This window comes from Vibrio sp. SCSIO 43136 (assembly GCF_023716565.1).
GTDB lineage: Bacteria > Pseudomonadota > Gammaproteobacteria > Enterobacterales > Vibrionaceae > Vibrio.
Genome location: NZ_CP071848.1, coordinates 1,903,148 through 1,920,419, shown reverse-complemented (window position 1 = coordinate 1,920,419; position 17,272 = coordinate 1,903,148). Strand labels below are relative to the sequence as shown.

20 protein-coding genes are annotated in these 17,272 nt (G+C 46.5%); 8 read left to right on the top strand and 12 right to left on the bottom strand.

Features of this window, described 5'->3' with window-relative positions:
• Positions 1-28: 28 nt before the first annotated feature.
• From J4N39_RS09025 to J4N39_RS08990, 8 genes are all read left to right on the top strand, one after another.
• Positions 29-1,960 (top strand): methyl-accepting chemotaxis protein, encoded by a 1,932-nt coding sequence (locus J4N39_RS09025; RefSeq protein WP_503063917.1) that lies wholly within the window; start codon positions 29-31, stop codon positions 1,958-1,960.
• 5 nt (positions 1,961-1,965) lie between these two features.
• Positions 1,966-2,454, top strand: a complete 489-nt coding sequence (locus J4N39_RS09020) for a chemotaxis protein CheW (RefSeq protein WP_252018311.1) — start codon at positions 1,966-1,968, stop codon at positions 2,452-2,454.
• Entirely contained in the window at positions 2,444-2,956 is a 513-nt protein-coding gene (locus J4N39_RS09015) for a chemotaxis protein CheW (protein ID WP_252018309.1), read from the top strand. The genes J4N39_RS09020 and J4N39_RS09015 overlap by 11 nt, the downstream gene beginning before the upstream one ends.
• Positions 2,956-3,768, top strand: a complete 813-nt coding sequence (locus J4N39_RS09010; RefSeq protein WP_252018306.1) for a CheR family methyltransferase — start codon at positions 2,956-2,958, stop codon at positions 3,766-3,768. Before J4N39_RS09015 ends, J4N39_RS09010 begins: the two co-directional genes overlap by 1 nt.
• Entirely contained in the window at positions 3,765-4,832 is a 1,068-nt protein-coding gene (locus J4N39_RS09005; protein ID WP_252018303.1) for a protein-glutamate methylesterase/protein-glutamine glutaminase, read from the top strand. Before J4N39_RS09010 ends, J4N39_RS09005 begins: the two co-directional genes overlap by 4 nt.
• Positions 4,829-6,442: a bifunctional diguanylate cyclase/phosphodiesterase gene (locus J4N39_RS09000; RefSeq protein WP_252018293.1), complete on the top strand. Its 1,614-nt coding sequence runs from the start codon at positions 4,829-4,831 to the stop codon at positions 6,440-6,442. The genes J4N39_RS09005 and J4N39_RS09000 overlap by 4 nt, the downstream gene beginning before the upstream one ends.
• Positions 6,443-6,855: 413 nt before the next feature.
• On the top strand, positions 6,856-8,247 hold the full coding sequence (locus J4N39_RS08995; protein WP_252018291.1) for an ArnT family glycosyltransferase: 1,392 nt from the start codon (positions 6,856-6,858) through the stop codon (positions 8,245-8,247).
• Entirely contained in the window at positions 8,247-8,675 is a 429-nt protein-coding gene (locus tag J4N39_RS08990) for a GtrA family protein (protein WP_252018289.1), read from the top strand. The genes J4N39_RS08995 and J4N39_RS08990 overlap by 1 nt, the downstream gene beginning before the upstream one ends.
• A 60-nt stretch (positions 8,676-8,735) precedes the next feature.
• On the opposite strand, the gene J4N39_RS08985 is transcribed toward J4N39_RS08990, so the two are convergent.
• The 12 genes from J4N39_RS08985 to J4N39_RS08930 all read right to left on the bottom strand — a co-directional run bounded on the left by J4N39_RS08985 (position 8,736) and on the right by J4N39_RS08930 (position 17,239).
• Complete coding sequence (locus J4N39_RS08985) at positions 8,736-11,066, bottom strand: YgiQ family radical SAM protein (protein WP_252018287.1); 2,331 nt, start codon at positions 11,064-11,066, stop codon at positions 8,736-8,738.
• Between the two features lie 4 nt (positions 11,067-11,070).
• Complete coding sequence (locus J4N39_RS08980; RefSeq protein ID WP_252018285.1) at positions 11,071-12,321, bottom strand: site-specific integrase; 1,251 nt, start codon at positions 12,319-12,321, stop codon at positions 11,071-11,073.
• 8 nt (positions 12,322-12,329) lie between these two features.
• Positions 12,330-12,560 (bottom strand): excisionase family protein, encoded by a 231-nt coding sequence (gene xisR / locus J4N39_RS08975; RefSeq protein WP_252018281.1) that lies wholly within the window; start codon positions 12,558-12,560, stop codon positions 12,330-12,332.
• A 126-nt stretch (positions 12,561-12,686) separates the two neighbouring features.
• Positions 12,687-12,854 (bottom strand): hypothetical protein, encoded by a 168-nt coding sequence (locus J4N39_RS08970; RefSeq protein ID WP_252018279.1) that lies wholly within the window; start codon positions 12,852-12,854, stop codon positions 12,687-12,689.
• A gap of 10 nt (positions 12,855-12,864) precedes the next feature.
• Positions 12,865-13,023, bottom strand: a complete 159-nt coding sequence (locus tag J4N39_RS08965; protein WP_252018276.1) for a hypothetical protein — start codon at positions 13,021-13,023, stop codon at positions 12,865-12,867.
• Between the two features lie 15 nt (positions 13,024-13,038).
• Positions 13,039-13,551, bottom strand: a complete 513-nt coding sequence (locus J4N39_RS08960; RefSeq protein WP_252018274.1) for a single-stranded DNA-binding protein — start codon at positions 13,549-13,551, stop codon at positions 13,039-13,041.
• Positions 13,552-13,579: 28 nt separating this feature from the next.
• Positions 13,580-13,897, bottom strand: a complete 318-nt coding sequence (locus J4N39_RS08955) for a hypothetical protein (protein WP_252018271.1) — start codon at positions 13,895-13,897, stop codon at positions 13,580-13,582.
• On the bottom strand, positions 13,894-14,130 hold the full coding sequence (locus J4N39_RS08950) for a hypothetical protein (RefSeq protein ID WP_252018269.1): 237 nt from the start codon (positions 14,128-14,130) through the stop codon (positions 13,894-13,896). The genes J4N39_RS08955 and J4N39_RS08950 overlap by 4 nt, the downstream gene beginning before the upstream one ends.
• On the bottom strand, positions 14,127-15,254 hold the full coding sequence (locus J4N39_RS08945) for a hypothetical protein (protein WP_252018267.1): 1,128 nt from the start codon (positions 15,252-15,254) through the stop codon (positions 14,127-14,129). The genes J4N39_RS08950 and J4N39_RS08945 overlap by 4 nt, the downstream gene beginning before the upstream one ends.
• A gap of 4 nt (positions 15,255-15,258) precedes the next feature.
• Positions 15,259-16,179 carry a Rad52/Rad22 family DNA repair protein gene (locus J4N39_RS08940; RefSeq protein ID WP_252018264.1) on the bottom strand — a complete coding sequence of 307 codons (921 nt, stop codon included), beginning with the start codon at positions 16,177-16,179 and terminating at the stop codon, positions 15,259-15,261.
• 2 nt (positions 16,180-16,181) lie between these two features.
• On the bottom strand, positions 16,182-16,529 hold the full coding sequence (locus J4N39_RS08935; protein ID WP_252018262.1) for a hypothetical protein: 348 nt from the start codon (positions 16,527-16,529) through the stop codon (positions 16,182-16,184).
• A gap of 434 nt (positions 16,530-16,963) precedes the next feature.
• The gene (locus tag J4N39_RS08930; RefSeq protein ID WP_286036789.1) at positions 16,964-17,239 is read right to left on the bottom strand and encodes a PapB/FocB family fimbrial expression transcriptional regulator; all 276 of its coding nucleotides are present in this window, start codon (positions 17,237-17,239) and stop codon (positions 16,964-16,966) included.
• Positions 17,240-17,272 lie beyond the last annotated feature (33 nt).

Genomic DNA, 17,272 nt, shown 5'->3' with positions numbered 1-17,272 from the left:
CAGCAAAATCATCATCGCCATGCTTAGTATGGGCATTTTGATGTTGGTGATCGCCATTTCGGTTCAAATCAAAAATCGGCAGATAGAGGACTTTGCCATTTGGGTCGGTAAGTTCAATATCCCTGAGTCGATATTGTCTCTGTCGATGCTCGATGAACTGGGGGACATGAACTCGAACGTATTGGAGTTCATCACCGGAGAGGCGGATGAGAAGGAAGATTTTCGTGCCAACTATACCGAGTTTGTTACTTTCTTCGAGGAGCTAAAACAGCTTAATAGTCTCGACCCAGTGATTGTTCGCCAGCTTGAGAGTTTGTCACAGCGCTATTATGACGAGGCTCAAACGCATGTGTTTAATGCTTTTGACCCACAACAAGAGCAAAAGGCAATCGACAAGTTTAACTACATCTATACCGAGTTTGCTGAACCCTTAGAAGCACTGCTTGATGCGATGAAGGAAGAAGAAGTTCAAGACGCTGGTTCATCGGGTGATTTTAATGAAGTGCTTAACGACGATCTGCAAGGTGTTCGTTACTACCTAGAGATGATTGATGAAGAAGGGGATATGATTAACTCACTAAACGCTTATATGCGTGGTGAGATTGGTGCTGTTAATGCGTTCGAAAAAGATTCGCGAGCTTTTGCTAGCTTCTTAGCCGAGATAAAGCCGCTAGAGCGGCGTCCGCAAGAGATCAAAAACTTAGCCGAACTTGAGCGCATGTATCTGGGCATCTATAACGGTGGTAAAGAGCTGTTTGCCACTTATCGTCCTAGAGACAAAATTATTGCAGCTCAGCATATTGACCGATTAGAGCATGACGTGTTTCGCATCATGGAAAAACTGCTCGACCAAATCAGCTTAGACGCTAATGAAGCGTCCAAAAAATCGTTAGGTTCGTTAATCGATGCGGCGGAAGAGAGTATTGTATTGGTTTGGAGCTTGCTCGGACTAGCGTCACTTTTAGCCTTTGGTATTGCCCTGTTCCTGATTCGTGGCATCGTTGTTCCGATTAATGCGCTCGCAGAAGCGGCTGAAGATCTACGTTCTGGCCAAGGGGATTTAACCCGCCGTATTCCAGAGTTTGGTGATGATGAAATTGGCGAAACAGCGAAAAGCTTTAATGGCTTTTTGCAGCGGCTACAAAATATCTTGCTTGATATTCAACAGTCGGTGGAGTCCATTGCCCACAGTACCAATGAAGTGACCACGACCTCGCGAATGTTGAGCTCAAGTTCGAATCAGTTGGCCGCAAGTGTTGAAGAGACGAGTGCATCATTGGATCAGATGAGCTCCTCGATCTCGATGAATACCGACAACGCCAAGACCACCAATGAAATCGCCACTCAGTCGAGTATTGAAGCCAACGAAGGTGGCGGTGCGGTGCGAGACACGGTGTCAGCGATGAATGAAATCGCTGAGAAGATCAGCATCATTGAAGATATTGCCTACAAAACCAACTTATTGGCGCTCAATGCCGCAATTGAGGCTGCTCGTGCAGGTGAACACGGCAAAGGGTTTGCTGTGGTGGCAGATGAAGTGCGGAAACTGGCTGAGCGCAGTCAGGTTGCAGCGCAAGAGATTAGCTCTTTGGCAGAAAATAGCGTGAAAATTGCCGAGCATGCAGGCGGCATGCTGGAGCGTATGTTGCCAAATATCGATAAAACGGCCGATTTGGTTCAAGAAATCACGGCAGCTTCGACCGAGCAAAGCACCAGTGTAGCGGAAATTAATCGTACCGTATCTCAGCTCGATGAGATTGCACAGCAAAATGCTTCGGCATCTGAAGAGTTGGCATCGACGGCGAAGATGGTGCAAGACCAAGCAGGCGAGATCCGTGGCACGGTATCCTTGTTTAAGTTACGTAGTGAGAGTGACAAACAGTATCGCAGTCGACCTACACCACCGATCAACTCGTCACCAAATAGTGACAGTGAACACTATGTGCCATTTGAGGAGTGAGTGCGATGAGTGGGCAGCAATCGTCACAATATTTGACCTTCAAGTTGAGCCATCAGTGCTGTGCGCTGCCGATCAGCGAAATCCGCGAGATCATCGAGTATCCAAATGTTGACCCGTTGCCACTGACGCCAAGCTATGTGATTGGGGCGACTGAACTGAGGGGCAGTGTGGTGCCAATTATTGATCTTGCCCAGCGACTTAATGTGGCCACCGAACCTGCAAATCAGCGCACTTGTGTTGTTGTTCTAGATGCCAGCTCGAAAACTTCTGAATTATTTGGGTTCAAGGTGGATGTGGTAATGCAAGTGGTGTCCATATCCGATGATCAAATTGAACAAACACCGGAATTTGAAGGTGTTGCGAGTGACATCATTTTATCTGGGCTTGCCCGAACTCAGAAGGGGCTCATCGCAGTAGTCAACCCACAAGCGTTGCGCTCTTTGGTTGAAAGCTCAGTGATGGCTGTGTCTCAGGAGCATTATCATGTCCGATGAAACCAATAAACGTTTTTTGCTGGTCGATGTCGCAGGTGAAAGAGCGTGTATTGATATCGCCTTCGTGCAAGAGGTGATTGAGCAAGTTCAGATGACGGCCGTTCCGATGTGTGAGAGCGTAGTCTCTGGAGTGATGAACGTTCGAGGTAGCGTGGTACCAGTTATCGACTTGACGCAACGTTTGGGCTTACAAGCCAAGCCGTATGATCGCTACAGTTGTGTGGTGCTGTATGAATTAGTTGATGATGAGAGCGGTGTGCACTCAGTGGTCGGTCTGCAAGTAAATCGCGTTTATTCCATCGAGCGATTTTCTACTGAGGCATTAGTTGAATCACCAGATTTTGGTTGCCATATAGAGCGTCGATTCATTCGAGCTTTAGCGTCGTTTAATCACTGTATGCACACTTTGCTGGCGATGGAACAAGTGTTAGATATTGCCCAGATCAACCAATCAATGCTTGCATCACAACAGGACTTTTTCACTGCATTAAGGCGGCAGTAATGAGCAGCCATAGCTTAAGTCAGTTAGAGTTTGAAATGTTGCGTCGTATGCTAGACCAGCATACGGGTATTGATATGCCACAAGACAAAAAAGACATCGTATACAGTCGACTGATCACTCGCTTAAAGTCGCTCAATCTGCATCGATTTGGGCAGTATATTGAGCTAATTTCAAGCCCTGAAGGGAAGACCGAACTCAACATCTTTATTGACAAGATGACGACCCATGAAACCTACTTTTTCCGCGAACCGTCCCAGTTTGATTTTTTGCATGATTATTGGAACAAGCGCTATCGCAGCGGGTTGAAATTGTCGGCATGGAGTGCTGCAAGCGCCAGTGGCGAAGAAGCTTATAGTCTAGCGATGGTGCTCGCCGATATATGCGACAAGCATGCATGGCAGGTAATAGGGACAGACATATCTTCAACGTCAGTGTCTATTGCACGAGATGCGTGCTATCCCATTTCGGCGGCTGAACGAATCCCATCACAGTGGCGTAAGCAGTACTGCTTGAAAGGTATTGGTCCCGTCCAAGGACGATTTGTTATTGGTGATGAGCTAAAACAGCGCTGTCTGTTTGTCGAAGATAACTTGTTGTCACTTAAAAATGCCAATCAAACTTTTGACATCATTTTTTTACGCAATGTGCTGATCTATTTTGATGAGTTCAAGCAACGCAAAATTCTCGATAACGTAATTCAAAGGCTAAATCGCAGTGGGCTGTTGTTTCTTGGTCATGCAGAAACCCCGCGCCAAAAGCGAGCTGAGCTAGAGCTATTAGAGCCGTGCATCTATCGTAAGGTGGGCGTATGAGTGCTGGAGTCTATATCATTGATGATTCTGCTGTCATGCGCCAAGTGATGGCACAGGTGATTGATGCTGACCCAGACCTGCACTGTGTTGGTAGTGCCCCTGACCCCATTGCTGCACAGCGACGTTTGGCTAAAATCACACCCGATGTATTGCTGTTAGATGTGGACATGCCAAGAATGGATGGTGTGACCTTCCTTAAGCACATCATGTCGCACCAACCTATTCCCGTGATCATCTACACTGGTGTCACTAGTCGTCATGCCACTTTGGGTTTGGAAGCGTTAGCTTCAGGGGCAATTGATGTGATCGAAAAACCAAAAAGCCAGCTGACTCAGTTTTTGAAAAGTGAGGGCGTAAAGGGGGTTTTGGATGCTCTGAAAATTGCGGCGAGCACTAAGGTGAAACCACTCAAATACCTCAACGAGCAAAACTTGCGTCCAAAAGGGGATATTGACCAAATACTCAAGCCTTCGTTACCTCATGTGCCCGTCGATGGCAAACGCTTGATCGCTATCGGTGCATCCACAGGAGGCACTGAGGCAATTGCGCATCTCCTCAAAGGTTTGCCTTCAAAGATGCCGCCGATAGTCATTGTTCAGCATATGCCGCCAAGTTTCACTCAGGCGTTTGCGACAAGGCTAAATGCGACGACGGGCCACCGGGTGATCCACGCAACCAATGGACTAAAACTCAAAGCTGGGCATGTGTATATCGCCCCTGGTGGACGACACACTATGGTCGTCGATAACGATGGTTACCAAGTCGACTTGTCTGATGGTCCACTGGTGCAGCGGCATAAACCGTCGGTGGACGTGCTATTTCGTTCGGTTGCTCAGTCTGCTGGCGCTCGAGGGATAGGGGTCATTTTAACCGGCATGGGCAGCGATGGTGCTCAAGGACTTTTGGAAATGCGCCAAGCAGGGGCGATGACTTATGCAGAAAGTGAGATGAGCTGTGTAGTTTTTGGCATGCCAAAAGAAGCAATTGCCCTTGGAGCCGTGCAAAAAATCTATTCTCTGCAAAGCTTACCTTATCAGCTACAAAAATCTCTGGTGGATGAATGAATAATCTTGGTGAACAGATTAAAGCAATGCGCATTGCGTATGCACTGCTAGATGGCGACTTAAATGTGCTTGAGTTGTCACAAACGGCGGCGACCTTGTTTGCGGTGAAAAAAGGGGAGCCGCTGTTTAGTTGCACTGAGGTCAAATATCACCAAGAAAGCTTTGAACCCATGAATCTAGAGCAGTGGATCAAACAAGGGATTGGTAGTGATGAGAAACTGTCGGTAGAAGTTGGGATATCCGCTCCTGAACGTAACATGACTTGGCTACGTGTTCACCTCATCCCATACAAAGGCTATGTCATCTTGCAGCTGGATAACATTGATGAGTTGATTGGTGCCCGCCGATTAAATCGTCAGTTATCCATCCGCGACCCCCACACCGGACTTTTCTATCGTGAAGCCTTTTTGAAAGAGATCTCTCGTCAGCAAACCTATGGCACCGTGTGTTGTGTTTGGATTTGTAACTATCAACGCTTGAATGAAATTTGGGGAGTAGCCGTCGCCAATTTGGTATTTATGGAGTTTTTGGCTCGAGTGCAAGGCCGCTGGGATGACGCACTGTGCGCCAAACATTCCACTGATAGCTTTAACGTATTTGTACCACACCATGTCACGGTAGATATAGAAGAGCTTTATGCGCTGCTAAATGAGCCGTTTTGCTTAAATGGCCACAACTTTTATAGCAACGTTGCATTGGGTTATTACAAAGAAAAGCCTGACGATGACCACGAACAAAGCCTGAATAAATCTGAGATGGCGATTCTAGACTCTAACAACAGTCATGGTCGCTTGGTGGAATTTCAAGAGGACTTTGCACGCCATATAGAGCACCAAAACAACTTAGAAACTGCGATGCGTTCCGCTCTGGCTTACAACACGGTGGCGGATCAGTTTTATGTGGTTTTTCAGCCGCTGCACGACAGTGAGACTGAGGCCGTGGTTGGGGCAGAGTGCTTAATGCGCTGGGAGTTAGATGGCAAGTTTGTCTCTCCTGTTGAGTTTATTCCTATTGCGGAGAAGCTGGGTGAAATTAGCGAGCTGACTCAGCTGAGTATTACTCGATTGGGGGAATTGGTGACCAAACTCAAGGGGCTCAACCTTGACGTAAACAAGATGCGCTTTGCCATAAACATCAGTGTGGTGGAAATTCTCGATGTCGATTTTGTTACTAAATTGGCAGCCGCAGTTACCCACGCAGGCCTTGACCCTGCCAACATTAAGTTGGAGCTCACGGAGTCAGCGCTGATCGATAATTTCAACTACGTCAATGACGTGCTTAAGTCACTTCAATCGCACGGTTTTCGGATCTCAATTGATGACTTTGGGACTGGCTTTTCATCTTTAAGTTACTTGTGTCGATTAAGTTTTGATGAAATCAAAATTGATCGAGCTTTTGTGACGGATGTAGCCAAGGATGACAAGTTGCAAACCGTGTTTAACTCAGTGGTGTCGCTGGCGCAAAACTTAGGCAAACCTGTGGTGGCGGAAGGGGTAGAGGATGCCGAGCAACTTGCCTATGCGCGCAGTAAAGGTACCCAATACATCCAAGGCTACTATTTTAGCAAACCGCTAAAATTCGATGAATTTTTGGCTTACGTGAACAAGTAGTGCACACGCCTTGGTCAACAGGGTTGGCTAGCGCTCGCCTTGTTGACTGGAAAGACTAAGAAATTCGTTAAAAATCCTATCTAAAGTATCGATTATTTATCTCGTCGCAATATAATACCAGTCCAACTAATTATCTGATCAGTCTAGCTAGTCCATATTTCCTTTATCTGCGTTAGAAATCGTATCCCTAGTCCCTGCTAGGCATAAGATTTCTGCCTTGCTAAAGAAAATCTGTCCGTCGCTATACAAGATCACATAATTAGTCGTACTGGTATAATGCTCAGTTCAATTATCCTTGTTGATACTTAAATGGCACTTATTGATGAAATAGGAGTCATAGGTAGTCTGCATAGAAGGACATGCATAGGCGTGTTGCCATCAACAAGACACATGAAACTTTTAGGGGAAAAGAAGTGAAGTTAACTTCGAAGCATCTTTGGGGCTTATTTGCGATTGCAATTTTGCTGCGACTGATCACGCTTGGTCTGTATCCACTGATGGATACTACCGAGGCTCGCTACGGTGAAATGGCTCGTATTATGTGGGAGACAGGTAACTGGCTTACCCCGATGACAGACTACGATGTTCCATTCTGGGGCAAACCACCAATGTTTACTTGGCTAAGTGCGGCGGGTATTCAACTGATGGGGCTTTCTGAGTTTGCCGTTCGAATGCCGCACTGGCTAATTGGTGTAGTAACGATTGGTATTTGTGCGTACTTCGCTAAACGAGTTGGCATTAATCCGTTGGTTTCAAGTGTTGTGATTGCAACCACTGCAGTATTCTCTATCTCTGCGGGCGCAGTGATGACGGATATGGCGATGACAGTATCACTAGCGTTTGCATTGGTAGGTTTCTACCTGTGCTGGCAAGGTGACCAGAAATGGGGTTACATCGGCTTTATCGCTCTTGGCTTTGCGCTTTTATCCAAAGGCCCAGTAACTATTGTAATCTTTGGCCTAGCGGCGTTCCCATTCTTAGTGATTCAACACGGCCTTATTGGTGCATTTCGTGAATTGTGGCAGCGCTTCCCGTTGATCAAAGGTCTAGCACTGATGTCGATCGTTGCTGTGCCTTGGTACATCATGGCAGAGCGTGCTACTCCGGGTTTCTTGGACTACTTCATCATCGGTGAGCACTATTTGCGCTTTACTGTGCCGGGTTGGGATGGTGACCTGTACGGTAACGCACACGATGAGCCACGCGGCATCATCTGGTGGTTCTGGATTCAAGCGGCAGCACCTTGGTCGATTTCTCTTATTTTGATGTCTTGGACGCGTCGCACACAAATCAAAGAATTTAACGCAGCAAACCCTGGGCTACTTAGCTTCCTGGTTTGTTGGATGATTTCTCCAATGATCCTGTTTACCTTCGCAGGCAACATCCTTCCGGCATACGTACTGCCAGGAACACCTGCGGTAGGTTTGCTGATGGCTTGTTTGATCCGTGGTGATGAGAAGTGGTTTACCAAGGTGGCGTTGATTGTGCCAGCACTACTTATTTTTGCTGTGATCTTTATCGGTGTGAAGTCTGGTGAAGAGCGTAGTGACAAAGCGGTATTTGCGGACTACGAAGTGGGCGTTCCAGTTTACTACGTGGGTAGCCGCCCATTCTCTGGTCAATACTACTCGGAAGGTAATGCGGTTCGTTACAAAGACCCAGAGGACTTACGCGGCCACGAAAACGGCTATTACCTAGCTGGTCGACCGCATGAAATCGAAAGATTCCTACCAGCGCACAACCTGCAAGAAGCGTGTACGTTAGAAAACGGTACTGAGCGTCGCCAGCTGGTTCGCTGTAAGTAATGCTCAATCAACCTTTGATCCAAAATCTATTGCAACATAGGTTGGTCAAATTTGCTTTCGTCGGCGGGGTAGGTTTCCTCGTCGACTTAGCAGTGTTTTCGTTCTTTTTAGAATGGGTAGAGCTAGAGACCTTTGTTGCTCGTGTCATCGCATTTATATGCGCAGCTACCGCAACTTGGTTCGGCAACCGAACTCTCACCTTCTCTGACAGAGAAAAAGAGAGCAAAAGAACGCAATGGCGCAAGTCACTCATGGCCGCTTGTATGTCAGCACTGCCAAACCTACTGGTGTTTAAGCTGATAATCATCGGTTTTGGAGAGCAAGGCTTAATGCCTTACATCGCACTCGTTGCAGGTATATTGGTGGGTATGTTTAGTAACTACTTCTTGAGCTCTAAATGGGTATTTGCTGACAAGAAGAGTGATTAAGCGCTATATCGATTGAATAAAAAAATGGCTCACTGTGTTCAGTGAGCCATTTTTTATAGCTTAACGCTGGCGAGCTTTCTGCTTATTACGGTTGCCGCTACCTTGCGGTTTACCACGACCATTGGCTTGGTTACCTTGCGCTTTGCCTTTGTTATGACCCGAGTTACCAGTGGTGTTTGACTTGCCTCGGTTTCCTGAGTTGTTTCCACCATTGCTATTCGGACGTGAGCCAGAGGGCTTACCTCGTTGGCCATCTCTTTGACCGTCACGCTGACCATTGCGAATATCTGGTTGCCCTTTGGTGTGCTTAGTCGCAAAACGGTTTGCACCATGACGACCGGACTTACGACGCTGCGCTGGTGTAAGTGTGTCTTTGTCTTCTGCTGGGATAAGGCAGTTTGGCTTGTCTCCAATCAGGTGCTTCTTACCCATGTTAGTCAAGGCTTCACGAAGCAAAGGCCAGTTGGCAGGATCGTGATAACGCAGTAGTGCTTTGTGCAAGCGACGTTGACGATCACCTTTAGGTACTGTGACTTCCTCACGCTGCTTGTATTTCACGCGCTTAAGCGGGTTGGTCTCTGAATAGTACATTGAGGTCGCATTACACATCGGCGACGGGTAGAAGTTTTGTACTTGGTCACACTCCAGGTTGTTGGTTTTTAACCATAGAGCTAGGTTAAGCATGTCTTCGTCTTCACAGCCTGGATGTGCTGAGATGAAGTAAGGGATCAGGTACTGTTTCTTGCCTGCTTCACGGCTATATTTCTCAAACATCTCTTTGAACTGATCATATGTGCCCATGCCCGGTTTAAGCATGAGATCCAAAGGACGTTTCTCAGTGTGCTCTGGCGCCACTTTCAGGTAGCCACCGACGTGGTGTGTTACGAGCTCTTTGACATACTCAGGTGAACGAACCGCAAGGTCATAGCGAACACCAGAGGCAATCATGACTTTCTTCACACCTTTCACTTTACGTGCGGCGCGGTAAAGGTCGATCACGTGCTGGTGGTCAGTGTCTAGCTTGTTACAAATGCCAGGGAATACACAAGATGGGCGACGACAGTTGGCCTCTGCTTTTGGATCTGAGCAGCCAAGGCGGTACATATTGGCACTTGGGCCACCAAGGTCTGAAATGGTGCCCGTAAAGCCCGGCACTTTGTCACGAATGTCTTCAAGCTCATTCAAGATAGATTCTTGAGAGCGGTTTTGAATGATTCGACCTTCGTGCTCGGTAATCGAACAGAAAGTACAACCACCAAAACAGCCACGCATGATATTCACCGAAGTCTTGATCATGTCGTAGGCAGGAATTTTTGCTTTGCCGTAGCTTGGGTGAGGCACACGCGCATAGTAGAGACCGAAGACGTAATCCATTTCTTCTGTGGTTAGAGGGATTGGTGCTTGGTTTATCCATAATTCACGGTTACCGTGACGCTGAATTAGCGCACGACCTGAGTACGGGTTGGTCTCAAGGTGCATGATACGACTCGCATGAGCGTATAACACACGGTCATTGTTTAACTTGTCATACGCAGGCAATCGAATTGCGGTGGTATTGGCATCATGACGTGAAGGTCGCACCTGAATAGGCTTTGCTTCTTGTGCATTATCATCTTGCTTGGTAGCACATTCGCTTTCAACTGCATATGGGTTGGTTGGGACAAATGCTGCTTTACTCGGCTTCTCAATTCGAGATGAGTCGATGATTTTGTAGCCTTCAGGCTCTGCTGCAAGATTGAGTGCGGTACCACGAATCTGTTTTAGTTCGGCGATATCTTCACCATTGGCTAGACGATGTGCCACTTCAATCAGTGCTCGCTCGGCGTTACCAAATAGCAGGATATCCGCCTTCGCATCGAAAAGAACAGAGCGACGAACTTTGTCTGACCAGTAATCGTAGTGAGCAACACGGCGTAGGCTAGCTTCAATGCCACCAAGTACAATTGGCACATCTTTATACGCTTCGCGGCAGCGCTGGGAATAGACTAAGGTTGCACGGTCTGGGCGCTTGCCACCTTCGTTATTTGGTGTGTAGGCATCGTCATGACGAAGTTTACGATCCGCCGTATAACGGTTGATCATCGAGTCCATGTTGCCAGCAGTGATACCAAAGAATAGGTTAGGCTTGCCTAGTTTAGTAAAATCGGTTTTATCCCCCCAAGCTGGCTGCGCAATGATACCAACACGAAAGCCTTGCGCTTCAAGAAGGCGACCTATGATCGCCATACCAAAACTTGGGTGATCGACGTAAGCATCACCGGTTACGATGATGATGTCACAGCTATCCCAGCCAAGGGCATCCATTTCTTTACGACTGGTTGGCAGGAAAGGTGCAGTTCCATAGCACTCTGCCCAGTATTTAGGATACTCGAAAATTTTGTTTTCAATCATGCACTTAATAACTCTTACTGTTCTTGTGGGGCATTTGAGTGACACTTTTGCCATATTTTTGATTCAACATGGCAATTTGGTCTTGGGTGTGTTCATCTACCCAGTCGCCATAAGTGTTGTAAATCTCTTTCGCAGAACTGTGTCCCATCTGCCCAGCAATGAATGTTGGATTCGCTCCACCGGATAACATCCAACACGCATAAGTGTGTCTTGTCTGGTATGGTTTACGAGAGGCAATACCAGATCGCTTTATAGCTCCATGCCACTTGTCGTTTATCGACGTATGAAAATAATAGTCGCCTACGTCCTTTCTAGTAGCTGTCACCTGAGGTGAAAACACTGGGCGAATTTTAAGGGGCAGCATTTTACCATGTTCACGCTGTGCTACGTTAATAAAAATATGTGGGCGCATAAACGTGAGCAATTTCTGTTGCTTAAGTGCATCAATGGCTGGATCGAGCAAGGTAATTACACGTTCGCCTGACTTTGTCTTCGGTAGCTTAAACTCGCCTTCCAGCGTTAAGTTACGTTGTACCGTTATCGTTCCTGTCACTAAATCGATATCTTCCCAAGCTAAAGCGACAAGCTCGCCATGTCGTAGACCTGTGTAAACGGCCACGGTCCAAAGATTGCGATCTTGTTCGTTTCTGCAAGCATCAACCAGCCTAGAGAATTCATCACGAGTTAACGGGGTTGGCTTATTCTTATCTTGCTTTAGTTCCTTAATGCCGGTTAAAACTCTCTGCTCCATAAACTCATTGTTGATGGCGTATTGGATCAGGCCCTTAATAGTTCGCATGTAAGTGTTTGCGGTACCAGCTGATGTGGTAACCAAAAACGCATTCCTAAGATCTAGCAAGCTAGCTTGGTTAATATTAGATAGTAGAGTATTGCCTGGAATATGAAGACGCATTTGCAAAAGTCGCTGTACATAGTTCTTCATCGTTGCGGGTGTAACTTCAACTTGCTTGACGGTTAGCCACTTTTCACAAAGCTCGTCGAGCGTCATGTCTTTGGTGCTGGTACCGCTAAACCTGTCAGCGTTCTTAGACTCAGGGAACCATTCTCTATATTCAAATGATCCGGTTCGAATTGCGTGGGTAATAGAAGTGCGACGTTCACCAGCCAGTTTTAGATTCTTGGCGGTTGGTTGAACGCTTAAAGATTCGCGGCAACGAATGCCGCGATACATGAACCATATTCGAACCAATCCAGCGTGAATCTCTACCCCAGTAGGTAATTTCTTCTTGGTCATTGGTGTCTCTAGTGGTGTTGTGGGTACGTTTCGATCCAACGGTTAATTTCAGGGAGGTTGTACACAATCTTAGCTTTACCGGCTGACGCCTGCCCAGATGTACCTATTTTTCTAAAGTGCTTACCTTGCTCCCAAATCTTACTACGATAGTTTTTCAGGTTGTCTTCGCTTAACCCAAAGGTTGCCTCGATTACGTTGTCCCCAACCCACTTATTTGCTGGCAGTGCTATTTGTTCCATTTTCGTCTCGTCTATTCTCAGTTGCGCAGTGAGAAGACAAGCAGAGAGGGAACATAACTGGCCTTGTGTTAATGTCTCTGCCTATCTTGGTCAATTCTCGTTTGCTTAGGAAGGCCCTGTATTAATTTAGTTACTTAAGCCACCCATGCCGCCAGAAAGGATTTTCTTTCTGGCAAACTCAAGGCACTTAGAATACGAGCGGCGCTTGTCTCGCTGCTGTAGCTTTTTAGCCAACTCTTTGATCTGATTATCTTGCTCAGAGTTAGCTACCTGTTCTGCGAACCCTTTTCTCATCTTGAACCCTTCAGTCCTGGCAAATGCCGATATAAACCCGCATCTTCTTGCCGTTAATTTCAATTTCACCTAGATCGACTTCGTTAACTACGTAGCCACTTAGGATTGTTTCAGCGACCATGTCGTCAAACTCTTTTTTAGTTTGCTCAGCTGCTTCTTGTGCTGTCATGTTTAACCCCAATCGTCAGAACGGAATGTCATCATCAAAATCCATCGGAGGCTCGTTATATTGCGGCTGATGGTTTTGTTGTAATCGGCTTTGCTGTGGCTGACGTGGTTGCTGTGGTTGCCCCCAACCGCCTTGCTGCTGATGTGATTGGCCTTGAGGCGGTGCACTTTGGCTTTGGCGATTTCCGAGCATCTGCATCACACCGTTAAAGCCTTGAACTACAACTTCGGTTGTGTAGCGGTCTTGTCCAGATTGGTCTTGCCATTTGCGTGTTTGAAGCTGGCCTTCAATGTAAACTTGAGAGCCTTTGCGCAGGTACTCACCAGCCACTTCTGCCAGCTTGCCAAATAGCGCAACACGGTGCCATTCTGTTTTTTCACGTTGCTCACCAGTTGCTTTATCACGCCAACTTTCCGACGTAGCAATAGTGATATTCGCCACGGCACCACCGTTTGGCATGTAGCGAATTTCAGGGTCATTTCCTAGGTTGCCAACCAGGATAACTTTGTTGATTCCTCTAGAGGCCATTTGATTTTCTCTCTTATTGAGGGGCGGACTAAGCCGCCACTCCTTGATGTTCCAACCAGTGCTTAAGTTTATGCTTTAACAACCCAAACACAGCTATGTAGCCAACGGTCGTGCTATCAACTTTGATAGGCTTCCAACCGTTGAAAATCAAAACGCCTTCGCTGCTAAGCTCTTTCATGTACCTGAAGATGTCGCCTTCACGAACGCTGAAGCCATATTGACTTAGCTTGCCGCACGCATGATCAACATCAAAGTCAATTGATGAAATCTTCATTAACTGAACAATCATCCACTTGGTGTTTGCTTTGGTTTTCTTTAGTGACCTAGCTCTGGTCTTTAGGTTCATGCTGCCACCCCTTGGTGTTCCGCTTTAAGTTGAGCAATACGCTCAGTAGGGTCATTGGTCTTGGAACCAACGAAATACTGTTCTTGCTTCCCGTCGCCAACATTGATGTACATAGTTATGAAGTCATCTATAACACCACAGCCATCAGTTATACTTACTGAAGATAGGTACCCAATGGATAGAAGCTCAGATTGTGCTTGTTGGGCCTCTGCAAGTTGTTCTTGTAATGTCATGCCGCTGCCTCATTTACACTCTCAACATACATAGAACTGCGGTCTACCTCTCTATCATCTCTAGTAGTAACAGATTCAATAACCTCGCCAGTTTCCGGCGCTAGCTCCAGAGCTTCTTGAGGATCGCTCGCTACAACCTTGTAAGTCGTACGTCCACGGCTATACCCACTCCATTCAGCACGAACTTCAAATGTTTTTACTTCGCAGTTTGCCGCAGGTTGTTTGGTCTCAATCTCGGAAACTTGCGTGGTCGCTTCTGTTTGTTGAGCTTGGATGGTTTCAAGTTGCTTGGCTTGGCCAAGCATCATCTCTAGCTGCACTAAAACGTTAGCCAGGGATGCCTTGGCTTCCTCAGTACGCTCACCAAACTCATCCACCGGCACATCAAAGCCTTTCAGTGAATCAATCTTGCGTTGAATCTCGCTTGAGTGCTTACCCATCAAACCAAGCGGAATCTGAGCAAGGTTATTCAGGCGCTCTTGAATACGGCTTTTCTGGCGTTCAGCTTCAAGTAGTCGGTCTTGCTCTCTGGCCTTTTCCTCTTCAATGATCTTAAGAATGCGATCATTTAGAACCTTAACTGCAGATGAAATAGCACTAGCTGCGTCGGCAGTGAACTCTTCAAAGCCTTCGCTGACATCCATTGCTTCTAGTGCATCAATCTTGGAAGCGAGGTCTTCTTTGCTATCACTAGCATTAAACTGGCCAAGGCTTTCAATGTTGGTGATGCGACCCTTAATGCTCGCAACACGCTCAGCCTCAATGCGATCTTGCTCTGCCTTCCACTCATTGCGTGGTTTTAGAACCTCTTCACGAACACTATTTAGCTCAGAGGCTACAAACTTCTTAACCTCATTAGCGCATTGCACCTTGGACTTCATGTCTGCTACGGACTTGTCAATAGCTTCAGTTAGCGCAGTACGAGATTTTGAGACCTTGAGGGCAGTAGAACCAATCTCATCACGGCCTTTCTTGGTGCTAACGTTTGGTACGAGGCTAAGTGCTTCCTCCTTAACTTGAGCAATCAGCGGAAGAACGTTCTCTTTAACAGAGAAAAAATCGATCGCTTTCTTGCCAGTCAAAGCTGTTGCTTGGTCGAAAGTAGTAATTGCTGTATTTGACATAGTGTTATCCATTCATCTGTAGTTGGTTTAAGCGCTCTTGGCACTTCTGGGTAAGCGTGTTGAGTAGCGGCTCGCTGTCAAAAGGCTGTCCGTTTGTTCTAGTTTTCAAGTTCTCACCTAGAGTATTTCGGTAGTTCTCAACCGTTGACTTCGTTGGAAGTTGGTTAAACATCAATACCTCTTTGAGCAACCAACTCTCGACCTCCTTGAACTTCTTAGCGTTGATCTCGTTGATAGATGCCAAGATTTCTTTCTTGCGCTTGTCCTTAGCCTTGGTGGCCTGGTCAAGCAAGTCATCAGATTGCGAAGACTCAGACGCTCGATAAGCCTCAGTAAATGCATCTCGTAACTGCTCGATATCTTCTGCGATATTAATCTTGTCGATAAACTCTGAGTAATCCTCGAATGGCAGAGCCCATACTGGCAAGCGTGGGTTAGACCATCCTATAAGTTGCTTAATGCTCCTGTTTTGCTTATTTGGGTAATGTGTATGCACATTGACGGCATCACGGCGGTTCTCAACAAACAGACAATCAGCAAAGCAAACATCCAGTTGATACAGATAACGGCCGATACCTAGCTGAACAGCGCATCGCTTCATTGAGTCAGATAGAGCGCCTTTTAGTGGTTCGATATTCGTGTACTCAGCACCGTCCCATTTGGTTACTGACTTGCCGTCAAGGTGGATGGTGATTCCACACAAGTAGCCTTTACCGTCTGGTGTTGGTTTGTAGGCATTTTCCCAACCGAACGCACCAAACACTTCATCAAGACGCTTTTGAATCGCTCGGTTGCTGATGTATGGAATCGCCATTACATATGGCTTGTCACCTTTCGATACCCCAGCTTGCTGAACTCGCCATTGGATATCTTGCTCATCAAAAGGGCGCTGAAGGTCTTTCTCGATGTTTTTCAAATTACTCATGGTTAGTAACCCGCCGCCAGTAAGGATTGTTCATTTTGGTGGGCTTGAAGCCCTTGGAAGTAAGCCGCCTGAAACTTCGGAACATTGGCTTCCATGAACTTATCGAATAGAGTTTTTAACTCTTCAGACTGTGCGCCAAGTAATGGTGCGGGGCACTCACTCTTAAAGGTGTAAACACTACGGATAATTCCATTAAGGAATCTATCTGGGGCTTCATTGACGATGAACTCTACAAAGTCTGAGTAAGATAGGCCGCAAAACTCTTGGCCTCGTTGGATGCGGAAACGGCCTTTAGCGAGAAACATATCAAAGGCTTTCTCTTGGCTATCGTTGATTTTGAACTGTGCCATTGTTACTATCCTTATTGCTTATCAAGTCGGGCGGTCACCCGAGTTGTTAAAAAATCCCAAGATTTCGTCTCGTCAAAGTTGAATGTCTTGGTATGAGAGCCCCTCACTTTGAGGGGCTTTTTCGTTCTGTAGCTAAATCAAACTTGTCTGTGATTTATGCTTGCGAGAACGAGGCTTTGAGTTAACAAACGGCTTGCTAGTAGCCGTTTTTGGCTTCTTAAACTTGTAACTGGGGTCATAAACCTGAGCGAACTTAACGCCTGCATGGCACAAAGAGTCAAAATAGGGATCTTTGTGGTTGCCTTGATTAAAGAACTTCACCCCTTCAAGTGACGCTTTATGTGCTGCGTTCTTGCTGCACCCCCCCCCAACTAGATATTTGAAAATTTCATTTTTGATAAAAGCTTCTGCGTCCATTTGATTAAACTCACTTATCACTTTTCTGATTTAAACCGAGCCCAGTCGTGTTCTTTTATGGCTTCGATTGTCGTATCAATTTCCTGAACTCTGTCGATCGCTCGCTGGAAGTTCGATTCCGTAATCTCTGCTATCGCCGCACTTGCTGAGAAGTTCAAACCATCTACAAAATGCTTGTGTAGAGCCATCTTCTGACCATCACTTCGAATGCTTGATAGCGAGATAACCAGTTCTAGCCTTAGAGTGCTTTCCAAACCTTGGAGCATGTGTCCCTCATTATTCAAATACAGCATCGGTTAAGTGCTGCCTTGTGTTTACGTTTTAGA

Excerpts from the sequence above, each read along its gene's own strand:
- J4N39_RS09025 (WP_503063917.1), top strand. The coding sequence starts at position 29 with ATGGGCATTTTGATGTTGGTGATCGCCATTTCGGTTCAAATCAAAAAT.
- J4N39_RS09020 (WP_252018311.1), top strand. The coding sequence starts at position 1,966 with ATGAGTGGGCAGCAATCGTCACAATATTTGACCTTCAAGTTGAGCCAT.
- J4N39_RS09015 (WP_252018309.1), top strand. The coding sequence starts at position 2,444 with ATGTCCGATGAAACCAATAAACGTTTTTTGCTGGTCGATGTCGCAGGT.
- J4N39_RS09010 (WP_252018306.1), top strand. The coding sequence starts at position 2,956 with ATGAGCAGCCATAGCTTAAGTCAGTTAGAGTTTGAAATGTTGCGTCGT.
- J4N39_RS09005 (WP_252018303.1), top strand. The coding sequence starts at position 3,765 with ATGAGTGCTGGAGTCTATATCATTGATGATTCTGCTGTCATGCGCCAA.
- J4N39_RS09000 (WP_252018293.1), top strand. The coding sequence starts at position 4,829 with ATGAATAATCTTGGTGAACAGATTAAAGCAATGCGCATTGCGTATGCA.
- J4N39_RS08990 (WP_252018289.1), top strand. The coding sequence starts at position 8,247 with ATGCTCAATCAACCTTTGATCCAAAATCTATTGCAACATAGGTTGGTC.
- J4N39_RS08985 (WP_252018287.1), bottom strand. The coding sequence starts at position 11,066 with ATGATTGAAAACAAAATTTTCGAGTATCCTAAATACTGGGCAGAGTGC.
- J4N39_RS08980 (WP_252018285.1), bottom strand. The coding sequence starts at position 12,321 with ATGACCAAGAAGAAATTACCTACTGGGGTAGAGATTCACGCTGGATTG.
- xisR (WP_252018281.1), bottom strand. The coding sequence starts at position 12,560 with ATGGAACAAATAGCACTGCCAGCAAATAAGTGGGTTGGGGACAACGTA.
- J4N39_RS08970 (WP_252018279.1), bottom strand. The coding sequence starts at position 12,854 with ATGAGAAAAGGGTTCGCAGAACAGGTAGCTAACTCTGAGCAAGATAAT.
- J4N39_RS08965 (WP_252018276.1), bottom strand. The coding sequence starts at position 13,023 with ATGACAGCACAAGAAGCAGCTGAGCAAACTAAAAAAGAGTTTGACGAC.
- J4N39_RS08960 (WP_252018274.1), bottom strand. The coding sequence starts at position 13,551 with ATGGCCTCTAGAGGAATCAACAAAGTTATCCTGGTTGGCAACCTAGGA.
- J4N39_RS08955 (WP_252018271.1), bottom strand. The coding sequence starts at position 13,897 with ATGAACCTAAAGACCAGAGCTAGGTCACTAAAGAAAACCAAAGCAAAC.
- J4N39_RS08950 (WP_252018269.1), bottom strand. The coding sequence starts at position 14,130 with ATGACATTACAAGAACAACTTGCAGAGGCCCAACAAGCACAATCTGAG.
- J4N39_RS08945 (WP_252018267.1), bottom strand. The coding sequence starts at position 15,254 with ATGTCAAATACAGCAATTACTACTTTCGACCAAGCAACAGCTTTGACT.
- J4N39_RS08940 (WP_252018264.1), bottom strand. The coding sequence starts at position 16,179 with ATGAGTAATTTGAAAAACATCGAGAAAGACCTTCAGCGCCCTTTTGAT.
- J4N39_RS08935 (WP_252018262.1), bottom strand. The coding sequence starts at position 16,529 with ATGGCACAGTTCAAAATCAACGATAGCCAAGAGAAAGCCTTTGATATG.
- J4N39_RS08930 (WP_286036789.1), bottom strand. The coding sequence starts at position 17,239 with ATGCTGTATTTGAATAATGAGGGACACATGCTCCAAGGTTTGGAAAGC.